Consider the following 15,236-nt stretch of genomic DNA (forward strand, 5'->3'; position numbering starts at 1 on the left):
GCATCTCCTTTTATTTTTGCCGAAATTTAAAGAGGAGGAAGGTAAGTTTATGAAGCAGGTTATAGAGGATTAGTAACCTCCAACATATGCACTCCCTACAATAATCAATAGGATGAAAAGAACAACAATTAACGCAAAGTTATTAGTACCTCCGCCGCTGTAACCCATTTTTACACCCCCCTTTATCATTTGTAAATAGTATATGTGGAAGGAAGAGGGGGAGGAAGGGCTGAAAACTAAAAAAAACTAATTTGAGAAAGCAAATCTAATTCTATTTGGTAAAAGATACTTTAACTTTACCTATATTGGAATAAATTACTTCATAAATACCAGCATCTACAGATAATGGCGAAATAAATGTACCTGAAGAAATTACCATACCTTTTTTCAGCTGTTTATTGTGACTAGCAAGTTTCTTAACTAACCAAGCAACAGCAGACACAGGGTTACTTAGTACGGCAGATGAATTTCCTTCACTTATCTTTTCTCCATTATGGAAAAGTTCCATGTTGACATTGGCAAGCTCTTCCAGAGAAGGAGGAAGAATTGATTCTGAAACGATTACTAACCCTGTAGCCGTATTATCACAAAGCAAATCGGCCAAGGAAAAGTTTGGAAACCAATTTATGTATCTCGAATCAGGAATTTCAATTCCTGCAGCTAATTTACTCTTACGTAATATTTCGTTCTCCGTGTCCTCTGGGGAAAGATCGTCTGTTAGAATGAACATTAATTCTGGTTCAACTAACGGTGTGAATAAGCTAGATAGAGATACGGTTTCATCACTCTTTAGCACATTAGATTGTAGCAATGTTCCATATGCTGGTTCATGTGTGTTTGCAATAGCCTGTGTTTCTGCGCTAGTCATACTAATTTTATATCCAACAATCTCCTCATTTCGATTCTTGCGTATTTTCTCGATTAATGCATCTTGTACAGCATAAGCTGTTTTTTCGTCAAGAGAATAGTGACTTTGTATAAATTCAATAGGTGTTTTTAATTGAAAAGCATTAAAAAGCTCCGTTGCAATTTTTTCTACTGTAGTAGTCAATATGATGGCACTCCTTCCATTGTCATAAAAACATCATAATATAATCATATGATTCTGTAAAATTGCACTAATATGAAATACAGAAAATTACTTACCCAAAATGGGTATTCATGCATAGGATAATAGTGTAATTTGATGAAAGGAGATATTTAATATGTACTACTATTACTACCCTATGTATTATCCGAATTATTACCCGAACTATATACCTGTTCGTCAATATCCTCCAGTAAATCCAGATCTGTTTCATCAATCTGCAAATGAGATGAGAATGCTAATGAATGATGCAAGTATTGTGTTGGACAGATTAGCAGATTCCACGGAATTTGATGAAGCTGTGATGAGTGCGGCGCAGGAATCTAATAAGGAAGAAGTGAAGCGGTTAATACAATCTACAGGCATATCTTCTAATGTAGATATAAGTTTTAATCCAGATAATATCCGAATGGTATTTAACTCCAAAGTGGACGATTCAGATTGCTGTCGTTTGGAAGTATCGATAAGATGGAGATAACTAGATAAGAATGAAACAAAAGAAACTTTCTTTTAAAAAGGAACCTTTCTAATAGCTCGGACAGCGGTTACTCGTCCCTCCGAAAATATTTGTTGCTTTTTATGTATTTTATATAGACTATTGATTACTTTAATTAAGAATACTGCTATATGTCCGCTACGGAAATACACTACGCTTTCCGCGGGCGCTGCTGAGCCTACTCCGAGCTATCGCTCTCCGTAGTCTCACCTAGGCTTTTCTTCCCGCAGGACAAGGAACGCTTCGGCAGCGAAACATCGCACGCAGAAAAAAGTGGTCTTCTTTTTTCAAGGAGTCTCCGTGTATTTCCTCCGCTAAGTTCCTGCTCTACTTGATTTTAACTAGAAAAATTGGTTTTCAGGAGGAACAACAACCCCAAACGGATTAAGTCCATATAATTGTGTAAAAAGGATATAAAAAAAGGGTCTATTAACCCCCCTATGATACAATGTTTTCAACCACGATAAACAAAGTAGGAGGAATTAATATGACCCAATTACAGTTTAATCTAGATTTTGATCTTTTAAAGACTCAATTATGAATTCGAACATGGATGCGGTACTTAAATCAACTGCTGTTCTAGTTTTAAATGAGTACATGGAAAAAGAACGAGATGAACATTTACAAGTTCCATCTTATGAGCGTTCAGATGCCCGTAAAGACTATCGAAATGGCTATTATGAGCGTGATTTCATGATGAGTATTGGTAAGATTCGTTTACGTGTACCTCGAACACGGAGTGGGGAATTTGCCCCTTCTAAAAAATATGCGCGTTGTGATTAAGTATTTGTGCTTTCCATGCTTGAAATGGTGGTGAATGGAGTATCCACCCGTAAAGTAAAGAATATTGTGGAGGAATTGTGTGGTGAGACCGTTTCTAAATCGTTTGTACCCTCTTTAACTGCGAAGCTAGACCCTGTAGTAAAAGAGTGGGCTAATCGGCCTTTAAATACTACCTACTATCCATATATTTTTATGGATGCGATGTATATCAAGGTACGAGAACATCATAAGGTCGTTTCCAAAGGTGTGTATATTGCGACCGCACTAAATGAGGAGAACCAACGAGAAATACTTGGTTTAAAGGTAGATCATCATGAGAGTTACAAATCCTGGAGAAGTTTTATTAAACACTTAAAATTGCGAGGTGTACAATCTCAGAAACTAGTAATTTCTGATGCCCATGAAGGGTTGAAAAAGGCTATATCACAGGAGTTTATAGGCACCTCTTGGCAGCGTTGTACAGTTCATTTCAAAAGAAATCTTTTTGACAAGCTGCCAAAAAAAGGCGTGGAGAAAGTTAAAGTTGGTATAAAAAGAATTTTTGACGCAGTTGAAGTGAAAGATGCAAGAAAGTTTAAAGAGGAATTCATTGATCAATATGTAGAGAACCCTAAGTTAGAAAAAGTTATTGGAAAGCTAGAGGAAGACTTTGATGACGCCATTCAACATATGAATGAAGAGCCGAAATACCATCGTTTTATTCACAGTACCAACTCTCTGGAACGATTAAACCAAGAGGTTAGACGAAGAGAACGAGTTATCCGAAACTTTCCTAATACACAGTCCGCGTTTCGATTAATAGGTGCTGTCTTGATGGAATATGCGGAGGAGCAAAAGAAAAAAAGGGTTAATATCAAAAATGACTAAACCTTCCGGCGGAGCGAAAAAGTGTTTAACTCAGAAAATGAACAATGTGCTACATAGCGGAGGAAATATACGTAGACTCCTGCGGGAAGAAGAGCATAGGTGAGACTGCGTAGTGCGGCAGCACGAAGGAGGCTCACCAGCTCCCCGCGGAAAGCGAAGTATATTTCCGGAGCGGTATTTATGCACCAATCCACCAATCATGTTCGGGTTTTCCTTTGAGAAAATTATATTCTGCTTTCTGGAGGGACGGGTTTCTTTTTTTAGTAGTCTACGTATATTCTAAGGTGGAATTGTTGTAATAAAGGATATTATCGTAGTTTTGTAGAATTATAAGTACATATTGTAATTATGAGAATTTATGAAAAGGAGGATTACTATGAAGGAAAAATTAAAAAAGTACATAGAAGAACATCCTAAATTAAATGGAGCTTTAACGGGTGTAAGTCTACGCTCCCCACAAACAGGAAATTTGTTATTTGAACATCAAGCAGAGATACGTATGCACCCAGCATCTAATATGAAATTGTTAACAGGTGCTGTGGCATTATCAGTTTTGGGGAAGGATTATAAGTTTTCAACTGAAATAAGAACAGATGGAAGAGTAGAGTCTGGTACACTATCAGGTAATCTTTATCTAATTGGGAAGGGAAATCCAACTTTGTTGCCGTTAGATCTTGATGATTTGGCAGTTAAACTGAAGGATATAGGAATTAAAACAATTACAGGAAGCATTATTGGAGATGATACTTGGTTTGATGATGAGCGGCTTTCTCCTGATTTAGTTTGGTATGATGAACAATATTATTATGGGGCACAAGTGTCTGCATTAACTATCTCACCTAATCAAGATTATGATACTGGATCAGTTATTATTGAAGTGACACCATCTAAAATATCAGGGGATAAACCTATTGTATCGGTATATCCAGAAACTAACTATATTACAATAGAAAATAATGCGATAACTGTCAATGAAGATGTAGAAGATGAATTAATTGTGGAACGTAAACATGCAACAAATCAAATAATAATTAGTGGAAAAATCTCTACAAATTCTGAAAGTCTGAATGAATTTATGGCTGTTTGGGATGTGTCGCAATATGTGATGCAAACTTTTCAACAGTCGTTAGAGAAAGTTGGGATCACTTGTGAGGGATTAGTGGAAATGGGGAAGGCTCCACAAAACAGTAATATTCTACTGACAACAGAGTCTTTACCACTATCTGAAATACTTGTCCCATTTATGAAATTAAGTAATAACGGCCATGCGGAGATGTTGGTAAAGGAAATGGGAAAATTAGTGAAAAATGAGGGAAGTTGGGAAAAAGGGTTAGAAGTTATAAAAAAGGAATTGATTAACTATGGCATAAATGTGGATACATTGGTATTAAAAGATGGCTCCGGAATTTCACATAGCAATGCCATTCCACCTAATGAAATTACTAAATTATTATATGAAGTTCAGACTGAAGACTGGTTTGAGGTCTATTTAAATTCTTTGCCAGTGGCTGGAAAAGAGGATAGAATGGTTGGCGGTACTTTAAGTGAGCGTTTATATGAATTGGACGTCTGTGCGAAAACAGGAACCATAGAAGGTGTAAGTACTTTATCTGGATTTTTAACTAATAGAAAAGGAAATCAACTAATTTTCTCCATTATGATTAATCATCTATTGGACGAAGATGAAGGGAAGAAAATAGAAGATGATATAATCGAATTCATTATAAGGGAAAGTTAATTAAAAGGCACACTGCATTGGGTGCCTTTTAATTGTGGTTAGTAAAATTATGATAAAAATGTAAGTATGTACTACGAGGGTATATTTTAAATATTAAGAAAAAAGCTATTAATGCAGTTATAAGTATTTGACTTGACTTTATACCTATACGGGTATATGATGAAGAAGCAATTCTAAGATAGGTGGTGAGCACTATTATCTATTTTTTCACAATAATACTCGTAGCATTAATTATTTCTTCTTATAAGCGTTATGTACCTGTAAGAAATGTTCCTTGCCTAAAAGATGGTTGTAAGGACTTGAATGCGACAATTTTAGATATAAGAGATTACAATACAACCAATAATCGTTCTGAAGATATATTGAACATACCTTATGCTTATTTAAGACGTTTTAATCATGAAATTTCCGATGATAATATACATGTAATAGCTTCAGATAAATTAGAACTCAATCTTGGTTTACGTTTTTTGTTAAAAAAAGGTTTCAAGGTTATTAGTTATGAGATTGCAAATTGTCCTTGTAAGAAAGGAGGTTTCGAATTTGGAGTACGATAAAAACGTGAAGAATCGCTTAAAACGGGTTGATGGTCAAATAAAAGGTGTACTGAGCATGATGGATCAGAATAAAGAATGTAAAGACATTGTGACACAATTGTCGGCAGCAAGAAGTGCGATTGATCGTACGATGGGATTAATTGTTAGTATGAATCTGGAACAATGTGTTCGTACGAATATTGAGAGTGGAGAGAAAACAGAGAACCTGGTGAAAGAAGCGGTTGATTTATTGGTGAAAAGCAGATAATTGATAGGAGCATAAATAGGGAGTTGACTTACTTTTCTATATAAATTATCATATACCTGCGAGGGTAATTTATTGATTACCCTCATTTTCACGAAAAGCAAAATACCTATACACCTATATGTATAAAACGGAAGGTTTGGAGGAAGATAAGATGAAACAGATAACAGCAAAAGAGTTAGAGCAAAAATTAAGTAATGGGGAACAACTTCATATTATAGATGTTCGAGAAGATATAGAAGTAGCAGCTGGAAAGATACCTGGTGTAAAACATATACCATTAGGGCAAATTCCTGAGCGTTTGGATGAAATCGATAAAAACAAACATTACTACATGGTTTGCAGGTCTGGTGCGAGAAGCAGTAATGCATGTGCCTTTTTAAGCAAAGAAGGCTATAATGTATCGAATGTAACTGGTGGAATGATGAACTGGAATGGTGAAGTAGAGTAGAAAAATCAGATGGAATTATACACAATACTAATCTAAGCAAAATAAGAAGGGTGAGGAAGTAATGGATATTATACAGTGGATTTTTATCATCATTATAGCTGTTTTTCTTATTCAACGATTTATGCCTGTTAAAGGAATTACCAATATCACAACCGAGCAGGCGAAAAACAAATTTAAAGATAAGGATGTACAGTTTATAGACGTAAGAACACCAGGAGAATATAAAGCGAACCATCGCAAACCATTTAAGAATATTCCATTGAATCAACTGCCAAAGCGAATAAGTGAATTAAATGAAAACAAAGAAGTAGTGGTAATTTGCCAAAGTGGAATGAGAAGTGCAAAGGCAGCAAAACTTTTAAAAAAATCAGGGTTTACAAATGTGTCCAACGTTAAAGGTGGAATGAGCGCCTGGGTATAGGTTAATATTTTTGTTCAAGCATTAGTTAATGATAGGAAAACGAATGATTAAAAAAGAGTATTAAACTAAATATAAAGGGGATATTGTTATGTTTCATTATACTGTAGAAACGAAAAAGTCTATAGGAGAAGCAATTCAATCTCTTGAAGAGAACTTGAAAGAAGAAAAGTTCGGTATTCTCTGGCAGTTTGATATTAAAGACACTTTACTGAAGAAAGGCTTTGAATTTGATCAGGACTATAAAGTGCTAGAAGTTTGTAATCCAAAAGAAGCACAACAAGTATTAAAAGAGAACCAACTTGTAGGCTATTTCCTTCCATGTAAAATTGTAGTCTATGATGATAATGGGATAACAAAAATTGGTCTTCCTAAGCCAACTTCAATGATTCAAAATCTTGATGATGCCAATTTAAGTGAATTCGCAAGTGATATAGAAAGAAGATTGATTTCTTGTATAGATAAGAGTATATAATTCGCAGTTCTCTAATGGGGGACAAACAATATTCTTTACCTTTCATTCTTTTTCATCAAATTTTCACATTTTATTGTTATACCTAGTTTGTACAAGCATGGTCGTTTGGTAATAGACGACTTATATTAAGCTGGAGGTAATTTGATGAAAAAAGGTATAATTATAATAGTGGTTTTACTAGGAATGCTAACATGGGCGGTTTTTGACTTTACCGACTCAAAAAAGAATATCGATACTCAAAATACCAATAACACAGAAGATGTAAACTCTACTAGTAAGGAGAAAATAAATGACGGGACCTCTAGTGATGAGAATCCGATAGTGGGTCTTGACATTGGAAACTTAGCACCAGATTTTGAATTAGAGACATTGGATGGGGAAGTTGTTACATTATCTGATTTTCGTGGTGAACGGGTAATGATTAACTTTTGGGCAACATGGTGTCCCCCTTGTAAAGCGGAAATGCCGGATATGGAAAAGTTCTATCAAGAAACAAATGTAACTATTTTAGCAGTTAATTTAACAGAGACAGAAACAAATATACAACAGATACAAAGATTTGTGGACGACTATAATTTAACCTTTCCGATACTATTAGATAAATCGATTTTAGTGGCAGGACTATATGCAATACAACCAATTCCAACATCCTATATGATTGATACAGATGGTATTATTCAATTTAAAACATTTGGGCCAATGACATACAGCATGATGGTTCAAGAGTATGAGAAGATGAATTAATTCTTTTAAAACTCAAGAATAAGTCAGGGTGAAACATACACTTACAATCAGACTGTATGTTTCACCGTGGTTAATAATTGACAATTGGATTCGATTGATTTATCATACCTATATAGGTATATAGTTTGCATATTTTTTTATTTTTAAATATACCCCTACCGGTATATGATCTTAATAAAACATAAAATTAATTAGGAGGCTGTTAAAATGAATACTAATATCACGGTTTACACTACTTCTCAATGTCCTTACTGTGTGATGTTAAAAAATTTCCTATCAGAAAAAAATATCCCTTTTAACGAAGTGAATGTAGAGACGAAGCCAGAGGCAATGAGAAAATTAGTGGAAACAACTGGACAAATGGGCGTACCGCAAACAGAAGTTAATGGGAAATGGGTCGTTGGTTTTGATCCAAACAGAATATTAATGGCATTAAATAACTAGAAAAGAGCATATAATAAAGCTGTAAAGAGTCTGTAACCTTCCGTGGGAGTGCTGAGTTTGGGCTAACAGGATGTTGGTCACAGAGAATCATAAGTAGCTTAGTCAAAGTGAAATCCGAACTTTAGTATAAATAAAAGTTCGGATTTTACTCGTTTTAAGAGTGGGTAGCTTTCATTGTTCTAGTTACTTTTATTTAAGTGAATCTGATTTTGCGAGAGCCTGTTCTAAATCCATTTTCAAGTCTTCACCATTTTCAATCCCAACCGAAAAACGTAATAGCTTATCATTTATTCCTCTGCGTTCTCTTTCTTCCTTCGGTATTTCTGCATGAGTTTGGGTGGAAGGGTATGTAATGAAACTTTCGACACCACCAAGACTTTCTGCAAAAACAATTAATTGAAGGTTACTCAGAAATGTGTCCACCCAACCGCTCTCTTTTAAACAAAAGGAAAGCATACCACCTTTATTTGGATACAGCACTTCTGTAACTTTTGGATGATTTTCTAAATATTTAACTACTAGTCTAGCATTCTCTTCATGCTTATTCATTCTTATGGCTAAGGTTTTTAATCCTCTAATTAACAACCAACAGTCAAATGGAGAAAGAATTGCACCGGATGCATTATGATTAATTGTCAACTGTTTACATAATTCTTCACCTTTAGCTACAACAAGTCCCGCTAATACATCATTATGCCCACCGATGTATTTGGTTGCACTATGTATTACAATATCTGCCCCAAGATTAAGCGGTTGTTGCAGATATGGAGTCAAAAAAGTATTGTCTACAATTAATAAGAGATTATATTTATGGGCTAATTCAGCGTATAGCTGGATGTCGATTTCCTGCATCAGAGGATTCGTTGGTGTTTCGATAAATAGAGCTTTTGTCCTTGATGTAATTAGATTCTCGGTTTCCTCTATATTTTGGAAAGTAGTATAAGAGGTTAAGATATTGTAATTTTTTGCATATTGGTCAAGCAAGCGATAGGTACCACCGTATATATCCTCAGCTGCAAGTAAATGATCACCTGATTTAAATAAAGATAATACTAACTGAATGGCAGCCATTCCTGAACTGCAAGCAAATCCTCCATCACCTTCCTCTAGATTCGATATACCTTCTTCTAAAATAGAACGAGTTGGATTTTTTGTTCGAGTATAATCATACCCTGTTGATTGTCCTAATCCTTCATGCTGATAGGCTGTAGATAAATAAATTGGTGTGCTAACGGCGCCTGTACCTTTGTCACTTTTATTGCCTAATTGCACTAATTTTGTTTCTAACCCTTTATTTGACATGATCGCATACCCCCAAAGATTATAAAATAAAAGGGACCCCCTTAAGAAGAGGTCCCTGTAAACAGGCACTCTTCCTATCTTCCAAGTATCTTACAATACCTGCTGGAATTAGCACCATTACCAATATATGGCCGGTTGCTGAGACATCCTTGGGCCAGTCCCTCCGTCTCTCTTGATAAGAATAAGTTTAATAATATATTCATTATGAATTATTACTTTACACGAAACAATTAGTGGATGCAAGCGAGAAAGCAACTTTCCCATTGAATGAAATGTATATTTGAATGTATTTACTCTGTCAACATATCTAACATTAGTGCGTACTTCGTTTGCGTATAACAGATATGAAAAATAAAACTGTTCTAAAATAATGGAAGATGCATATTTATCTAAAGGTGTTGAAATTTTTAACAAGGGATGGGTGATGAATGGATAAGGATAAAGATAAAAGACAAAAGGATAAGAAGGATGAGCAATTAGAAAAATATCGGAAAAAAAACACAGGTCCAGGAAAAAAAATGACGGATGATACTGGGGTGAGGGTTTCAAATGATAGAACGACTTTAAGGGCTGGTAAGCGTGGTCCGGGTCTATGGCAAGATTTTCATTTTTATAAAAAGCAATCACACTTTGATAGAGAAAGAATACCAGAAAAAGTCGTTCATGCAAGGGGATTCGGAGTATATGGAGAATTTGAAGCCTATAAATCATTGAAAAATCTTACTAGTGCGCATTTTTTGGGAAAGGCCGGTCGTAAAACACCAGTTTTTGTTCGATTTTCTAATTTTGTTGGAAATAAAGGATCAAAGGATACAGCTGTAGATATACGTGGTTTTGCAACTAAATTCTATACAGAAGAAGGAAATTACGATATGTTAGCACTACAGTTTCCTGTTTTCATACTAGCAGATGGTATGAAATTTATGGATGTCACCCATGCAGCTAAACCGAACCCGAAAGTACATGTTCCTCAAGCTACAACTGCACATGATGAATTTTGGGATTACGTAGCGAATAATCAGGAATCTGCACATATGGTGATGTGGCTTATGTCTATGCGAGGACGTCCTAGAAGCTGGCGTATGATGGATGGGTGGCCAATTAATACATTTTGGTTTGTTAATGAACATGGAAAAGGAACTTTTGTTCGATTTAAATGGATTCCTAAGCTAGGTGTTCATTCCCTTTTACTTGATGAAGCAAATATTATTGGTGGGGTAGATCCAGATTTTCATCGTCGGGATATTATCGAAGCGATTGAAAAAGGAGCTTATCCTGAATATGAATTGGGAGTACAGTTAATTGCTGAGGAGGATGAATACAAGTTTGACTTTGACGTATTAGATGATACAAAACTTTGGCCAGAAGAAGAAATCCCTGTCCAAACTATAGGAAAAATGACGTTGAATCGTCTTGTTGATAATTTTTTCGCAGAGGAAGAACAGTCAGCATTTGATCCAGCTAATCTTGTACCGGGAATAGACTTCACCAACGACCCTGTTCTGCAGAGTAGGGCCTTTCCTTATAGAGATACGGAATTACATCGACATCATTCAGGCAATTTTGAGAACCTCCCAGTTAACAAGCCTATTGTTGAACAAAACTATAATTTAAGAAGAAGTTATCTAAGGCATCGGATTGATGTAGATAATGTACACTATCATAAGAATTCATTAGCTGGAAATACACCATCAGAGGCTTCTCCAGAAGAAGGAGGATATGTAAGTTTTCCGGAGAAGGTAGAGGGGAACATCACAAGAGATGTCCCGAGTGAATCATTTGAGGATTTCTTTTCACAAGCAAGACTTTTTTGGAACAGCTTGTCATCGGTAGAAAAAAAGGACCTATTAGAAACCATTATTTTTCATCTACAATATGTAAAAAGTAAATCAGTTAGGCAGCAAAATGTCGATATGTGGGTAAATGTTGATAAAGAGATGGCAACGATTATGGCTGATGAATTAGGTGTAGATCGTCCAAAAGGCACCCATGTACCTGTTACCAAAAGTTCTCCTGCGATTAGTCAATTAAACACACCTTTTTATGCCTATACACAAAAAGTAGGTGTATTAATTGGAAATGGTTTTGACGGGCGAGAAGTAAGAAACGTATTGCATGTATTAAAGAAAAATGGCGTTTTTATGGACATTATCAGTAATAAATTAGGTACTGTTACAGGGAACGATGGCAGTAAAATGGAAGTAAATGAGACATTTCTAACGAAGTATCCGGTTTTATATGATTCTATTTATGTAGTTGGCGGAAGCGCCAAAAATCAAGATAAATTTAATGCTGATATTATGAACTTTATTCATGAGCAGTATAAACACTATAAACCAATTGGTGTTGCAACAACTGGTCAATCTTATATTCAAACGTCGAACAAAAATAACCTAGCAGGTGTTGTATTTGCTGCAAATAATCCAAATTTTGGTGAAGATTTTGTTTCAGCAATTGCTAAACAGCGTTTTTGGGACAGAAAATAATATAGAAATCGTATCTATATTTACATCCAAACTTGCGTAATCCTCTTTAGCTAAAAAGGTATCTACTAATATAATCATATTTGCCCCACAAACTTCACATTCCATAAATCCCCTATACGAAGCAGATTGATAAGAGACTATCTAAATGATCATCATTTGGATAGTCTTTTGCGTTGTTAAAATGCGTTATTTTAAGCTTAGGTCGTAATTTATATAGACTGTTGATTAACTTAATTAAAGATAAATGCCTAATGAAGTGCTTTGTTGATTTCACTTCGGGCAGTCGCTTTCCGCGGGCAGGGCCTCAGTCTCCTCGGAAGAAAACCACTTCCTTGAAAAAGAAGAGCACTTTTTCTGCGTGCGATGTTTCGCTGACGAAGCTTTCCTTGTCCTGCGGGGTCTTCAGACACGTGCTTTTCCCGCAGGAGTCGAATGCCCTCCGCTCCAATCAACCAGCTTAATAGTGGTAGGCTATATTTACATAGATAATAACGTGCAAGGGAGCCAAAAGAACCAAACTAGCGAAGGAAATACACGGAGACTCCTGTGGGAGGAAAGGCCTAGGTGAGACCCCGCAGAGCGTCAGCTCGAGGAGGCTCAGCAGCCGCCCACGGAAAGCGCAGTGTATTTCCGTAGCGGGGTTAAGCACTATTCTTGATTAAATAAGTCAGGAGTTTCTATCAACTATGCAGGTGATTAAGGGACTAACAAAAAAAGTTTTTGTGTCTATTAGAACTATCATTTTCTGCTATAATTCTTCAAGTTTATGATAGAATGATAAATAACTTGATTAAAAACTCTCATTGATTTCTGCGTACTTACCTTCCGATTCATTCCCAAAATCAAACAATAGAATAGGTGATAATATTGAAATTAATACTTGCTGAAAAACCTTCCGTTGCCAAAAACATCGCTGATGCTTTGAAAATTAAGACAAAGAAAGATGGTTATTTTGAGGGCAATAATTATGTGATTACATGGGCATTTGGGCATCTAGTTGAACTTTATGATGCCAAAGATTATGACAGTAAAATGGCACGATGGAAGATGGATTATTTTCCATTTATACCAAATGAGTTTAAATACAAGATTAAGAGTAACCCTAGAAATAGAAAACAAACAGACGGTGGTGCGGCAAAACAACTAAAAGTTATTCATCAGTTAATCAAACGTTCAGATGTTGAAGCGATTATATCTGCCTGTGATTATGACCGAGAAGGGCAGTTGATAGGAGATAGTATTATCTATCGTGGTGGCCATCAGTCAAAGCCAGTCTACCGATTATTGCTCAATGAATGGACACCCGCAGAGGTAATGCAAGGTCTGGAAAAAATACAGCCAAACCAGACGATGAAACCTTTGAGAGATGCGGGTATTAGCAGACAGTGGGCAGACTGGGTCATTGGGATTAACTTAACTTCTGTAGCCACAATGAAGTATCAAAAAGGTAGAGGAAAGGCTTTGAATATTGGACGAGTTTTACTACCTACACTAAAAATCATTTATGACCGTGATAAAGAAATAGAAAACTTTGTACCTGAAGATTATTTTAAACTCAAAGCTACTTTTAAGACAAACGAAAATGAGTCCTATGAAGGATTTTACACTGTGGAGAATGAAGAGAAGTTTAAACAAAAAGCTGATTTAGACCGGTTACAGGATATAATTTTGAAAAAACCAGGTACTATCATAGGTAAGCAAGTTAAGAAAAAAAAGGAATTTCCACCTTTCCTGTTTAATCTCTCAAACTTACAGGGATATATAACAAATAAATATCAAGGATGGACTTCAGATAAAGTTTTAAAAGTTGCACAGTCCCTTTATGAGAAGAAGTTAATTACGTATCCACGTACTTCCAGTATAGCTCTAGAAGAGAGTTTAGTGGAAAAAACGGCCCAAGTATTAAAAGCACACTCTGCAGATCTTCCTTATAAAGATGAGATTAAATTTATGAAATCAAAACGAGTATTTAATAATACAAAAGTAGAAAGCCATAGTGCAATTATACCTACGTATTTAAAACCAAAAAGGTTATCAAGAGATGAAGCCATCGTCTATCATGCAATTAAAAATCGCTTTATCATGCAATTTATGCCGGTAGCAGAATATGAAGAAACAAAATTAACCACAAAGATTCATGATGAACAAATTAATGGAGTCTTTCATTCAAAAGGAAGAGTCCAACTCATAGAGGGATGGAAAAAGGTAGAAAACATTCAATCAAAGGATATGATATTACCTTCTGTCGAATTGAATGAGAATGTACAAACGACGCATTTGGAGGTTACAAGTCATGTTACAAAACCACCAAAGCCTCATACGGAGAGAACGCTGCTTCGGATAATGGAAACTTGTGGAAAAGGCTATAAAGAAGAGGATAGTGAGGAAGAGCTAGGAGCAATTCTAACAGGCTTTAGTATTGGTACGCCAGCGACTAGAGCAGAAACAATTAAAAAATTAAAGGATGTAGGTTATATTACAAGTTCCGGGAAAAATTTGGCTTGTACGGACTTAGGAAATAAACTGGTGGAGGTATTTCCAGTTCAGCACTTATTTGATTTAGAATTCACTGGTAAATTAGAAAAAATATTATCTGATATCCAAAAAGGTAAAGCAAGCAAAAAAGAATTTTTAAATGTTATCTTTCGTTTTACCAATCAATCTGTAGATACAATAAAAAATGCAGAAGATGTAATCATTCATGAAGTTTCAGCTCAAAAAGCAACCAATGAGGTGCTTGGAAAATGTCCTGAATGTGGGAATAAGGTTATTGAAGGAAGAAAGGGATTCGGATGCAGTAATTGGAGGAAAGGTTGCAAGTTTGTAATATGGAAAAATGACAAATATTTAAAAACAATGAAGAAGAAACCAACAAAAACCATGGTTAAGGAACTTTTAAAAAATAATAAGGTATATGTAAAAGGATTGACCAGCAAAAATGGGAAGAAGTATAATGCTTACTTAAGTTATACAAAAAATACAGACAATGAATACTATAGTTGGAACATGGATTTTAAGAAATAAGTACTTCACAAAATCAATGTTCATGTAAAATTTACTGTTCAAGAGGGTTTATTTAGGAGATAATTTTTCGTTGTCATAATGGATGTTTCTATTTCTTATAATAAGATTAATATCTGTTTA

The 15,236-nt window shown here is 35.4% G+C and carries 14 protein-coding genes, 1 pseudogene and 1 riboswitch; of the genes and pseudogenes, 12 read left to right on the plus strand and 3 right to left on the minus strand.

Features of this window, described 5'->3' with window-relative positions:
• Window positions 1–69: 69 nt before the first annotated feature.
• Window positions 70–168 carry a YjcZ family sporulation protein gene (locus D8M06_RS00325; protein WP_121202370.1) on the minus strand — a complete coding sequence of 33 codons (99 nt, stop codon included), beginning with the start codon at window positions 166–168 and terminating at the stop codon, window positions 70–72.
• Between the two features lie 103 nt (window positions 169–271).
• Window positions 272–1,051 carry a 2-keto-4-pentenoate hydratase gene (locus D8M06_RS00330; RefSeq protein ID WP_121202371.1) on the minus strand — a complete coding sequence of 260 codons (780 nt, stop codon included), beginning with the start codon at window positions 1,049–1,051 and terminating at the stop codon, window positions 272–274.
• 154 nt (window positions 1,052–1,205) lie between these two features.
• Between D8M06_RS00330 and D8M06_RS00335 the strand changes: the two genes are divergently transcribed.
• The 10 genes and pseudogenes from D8M06_RS00335 to D8M06_RS00380 all read left to right on the plus strand — a co-directional run bounded on the left by D8M06_RS00335 (window position 1,206) and on the right by D8M06_RS00380 (window position 8,304).
• A complete protein-coding gene (locus tag D8M06_RS00335; RefSeq protein WP_121202372.1) occupies window positions 1,206–1,565 on the plus strand; it encodes a YuzC family spore coat inner layer protein in 360 nt (119 codons plus the stop codon).
• Window positions 1,566–2,070: 505 nt separating this feature from the next.
• Window positions 2,071–3,233: pseudogene (locus D8M06_RS00340) on the plus strand (IS256 family transposase).
• A 376-nt stretch (window positions 3,234–3,609) separates the two neighbouring features.
• Window positions 3,610–4,971, plus strand: a complete 1,362-nt coding sequence (gene dacB / locus D8M06_RS00345) for a D-alanyl-D-alanine carboxypeptidase/D-alanyl-D-alanine endopeptidase (protein ID WP_241558779.1) — start codon at window positions 3,610–3,612, stop codon at window positions 4,969–4,971.
• A 299-nt stretch (window positions 4,972–5,270) separates the two neighbouring features.
• Complete coding sequence (locus D8M06_RS00350) at window positions 5,271–5,528, plus strand: sulfurtransferase (protein ID WP_338322935.1); 258 nt, start codon at window positions 5,271–5,273, stop codon at window positions 5,526–5,528.
• On the plus strand, window positions 5,515–5,775 hold the full coding sequence (locus D8M06_RS00355; RefSeq protein WP_121202373.1) for a metal-sensitive transcriptional regulator: 261 nt from the start codon (window positions 5,515–5,517) through the stop codon (window positions 5,773–5,775). Before D8M06_RS00350 ends, D8M06_RS00355 begins: the two co-directional genes overlap by 14 nt.
• A gap of 151 nt (window positions 5,776–5,926) precedes the next feature.
• On the plus strand, window positions 5,927–6,223 hold the full coding sequence (locus D8M06_RS00360; protein ID WP_121202374.1) for a rhodanese-like domain-containing protein: 297 nt from the start codon (window positions 5,927–5,929) through the stop codon (window positions 6,221–6,223).
• Between the two features lie 61 nt (window positions 6,224–6,284).
• On the plus strand, window positions 6,285–6,644 hold the full coding sequence (locus D8M06_RS00365; RefSeq protein WP_121202375.1) for a rhodanese-like domain-containing protein: 360 nt from the start codon (window positions 6,285–6,287) through the stop codon (window positions 6,642–6,644).
• An 88-nt stretch (window positions 6,645–6,732) separates the two neighbouring features.
• Window positions 6,733–7,116, plus strand: a complete 384-nt coding sequence (locus tag D8M06_RS00370) for a DUF302 domain-containing protein (RefSeq protein ID WP_121202376.1) — start codon at window positions 6,733–6,735, stop codon at window positions 7,114–7,116.
• 144 nt (window positions 7,117–7,260) lie between these two features.
• Window positions 7,261–7,860: a redoxin domain-containing protein gene (locus D8M06_RS00375; protein WP_121202377.1), complete on the plus strand. Its 600-nt coding sequence runs from the start codon at window positions 7,261–7,263 to the stop codon at window positions 7,858–7,860.
• A gap of 207 nt (window positions 7,861–8,067) precedes the next feature.
• Window positions 8,068–8,304 (plus strand): glutaredoxin family protein, encoded by a 237-nt coding sequence (locus D8M06_RS00380; protein WP_121202378.1) that lies wholly within the window; start codon window positions 8,068–8,070, stop codon window positions 8,302–8,304.
• 189 nt (window positions 8,305–8,493) lie between these two features.
• On the opposite strand, the gene D8M06_RS00385 is transcribed toward D8M06_RS00380, so the two are convergent.
• Complete coding sequence (locus D8M06_RS00385; RefSeq protein ID WP_121202379.1) at window positions 8,494–9,606, minus strand: methionine biosynthesis PLP-dependent protein; 1,113 nt, start codon at window positions 9,604–9,606, stop codon at window positions 8,494–8,496.
• Between the two features lie 71 nt (window positions 9,607–9,677).
• Window positions 9,678–9,788: riboswitch (SAM riboswitch) on the minus strand.
• Between the two features lie 246 nt (window positions 9,789–10,034).
• Here D8M06_RS00385 and D8M06_RS00390 point away from each other — a divergent pair.
• Together D8M06_RS00390 and D8M06_RS00395 are read left to right on the plus strand one after the other, a co-directional pair.
• Entirely contained in the window at window positions 10,035–12,092 is a 2,058-nt protein-coding gene (locus tag D8M06_RS00390; RefSeq protein WP_121202380.1) for a catalase, read from the plus strand.
• A gap of 867 nt (window positions 12,093–12,959) precedes the next feature.
• Window positions 12,960–15,116 (plus strand): type IA DNA topoisomerase, encoded by a 2,157-nt coding sequence (locus D8M06_RS00395; protein WP_121202381.1) that lies wholly within the window; start codon window positions 12,960–12,962, stop codon window positions 15,114–15,116.
• Window positions 15,117–15,236 lie beyond the last annotated feature (120 nt).

The organism is Oceanobacillus halophilus, from assembly GCF_003628505.1.
Classification (GTDB): domain Bacteria; phylum Bacillota; class Bacilli; order Bacillales; family Amphibacillaceae; genus Oceanobacillus; species Oceanobacillus halophilus.

What these genes read in the sequence shown, in the direction of transcription:
- D8M06_RS00325 (WP_121202370.1), bottom strand. Translation starts at nt 168, where the DNA reads ATGGGTTACAGCGGCGGAGGTACTAATAACTTTGCGTTAATTGTTGTT.
- D8M06_RS00335 (WP_121202372.1), top strand. Translation starts at nt 1,206, where the DNA reads ATGTACTACTATTACTACCCTATGTATTATCCGAATTATTACCCGAAC.
- dacB (WP_241558779.1), top strand. Translation starts at nt 3,610, where the DNA reads ATGAAGGAAAAATTAAAAAAGTACATAGAAGAACATCCTAAATTAAAT.
- D8M06_RS00360 (WP_121202374.1), top strand. Translation starts at nt 5,927, where the DNA reads ATGAAACAGATAACAGCAAAAGAGTTAGAGCAAAAATTAAGTAATGGG.
- D8M06_RS00365 (WP_121202375.1), top strand. Translation starts at nt 6,285, where the DNA reads ATGGATATTATACAGTGGATTTTTATCATCATTATAGCTGTTTTTCTT.
- D8M06_RS00370 (WP_121202376.1), top strand. Translation starts at nt 6,733, where the DNA reads ATGTTTCATTATACTGTAGAAACGAAAAAGTCTATAGGAGAAGCAATT.
- D8M06_RS00375 (WP_121202377.1), top strand. Translation starts at nt 7,261, where the DNA reads ATGAAAAAAGGTATAATTATAATAGTGGTTTTACTAGGAATGCTAACA.
- D8M06_RS00380 (WP_121202378.1), top strand. Translation starts at nt 8,068, where the DNA reads ATGAATACTAATATCACGGTTTACACTACTTCTCAATGTCCTTACTGT.
- D8M06_RS00385 (WP_121202379.1), bottom strand. Translation starts at nt 9,606, where the DNA reads ATGTCAAATAAAGGGTTAGAAACAAAATTAGTGCAATTAGGCAATAAA.
- D8M06_RS00390 (WP_121202380.1), top strand. Translation starts at nt 10,035, where the DNA reads ATGGATAAGGATAAAGATAAAAGACAAAAGGATAAGAAGGATGAGCAA.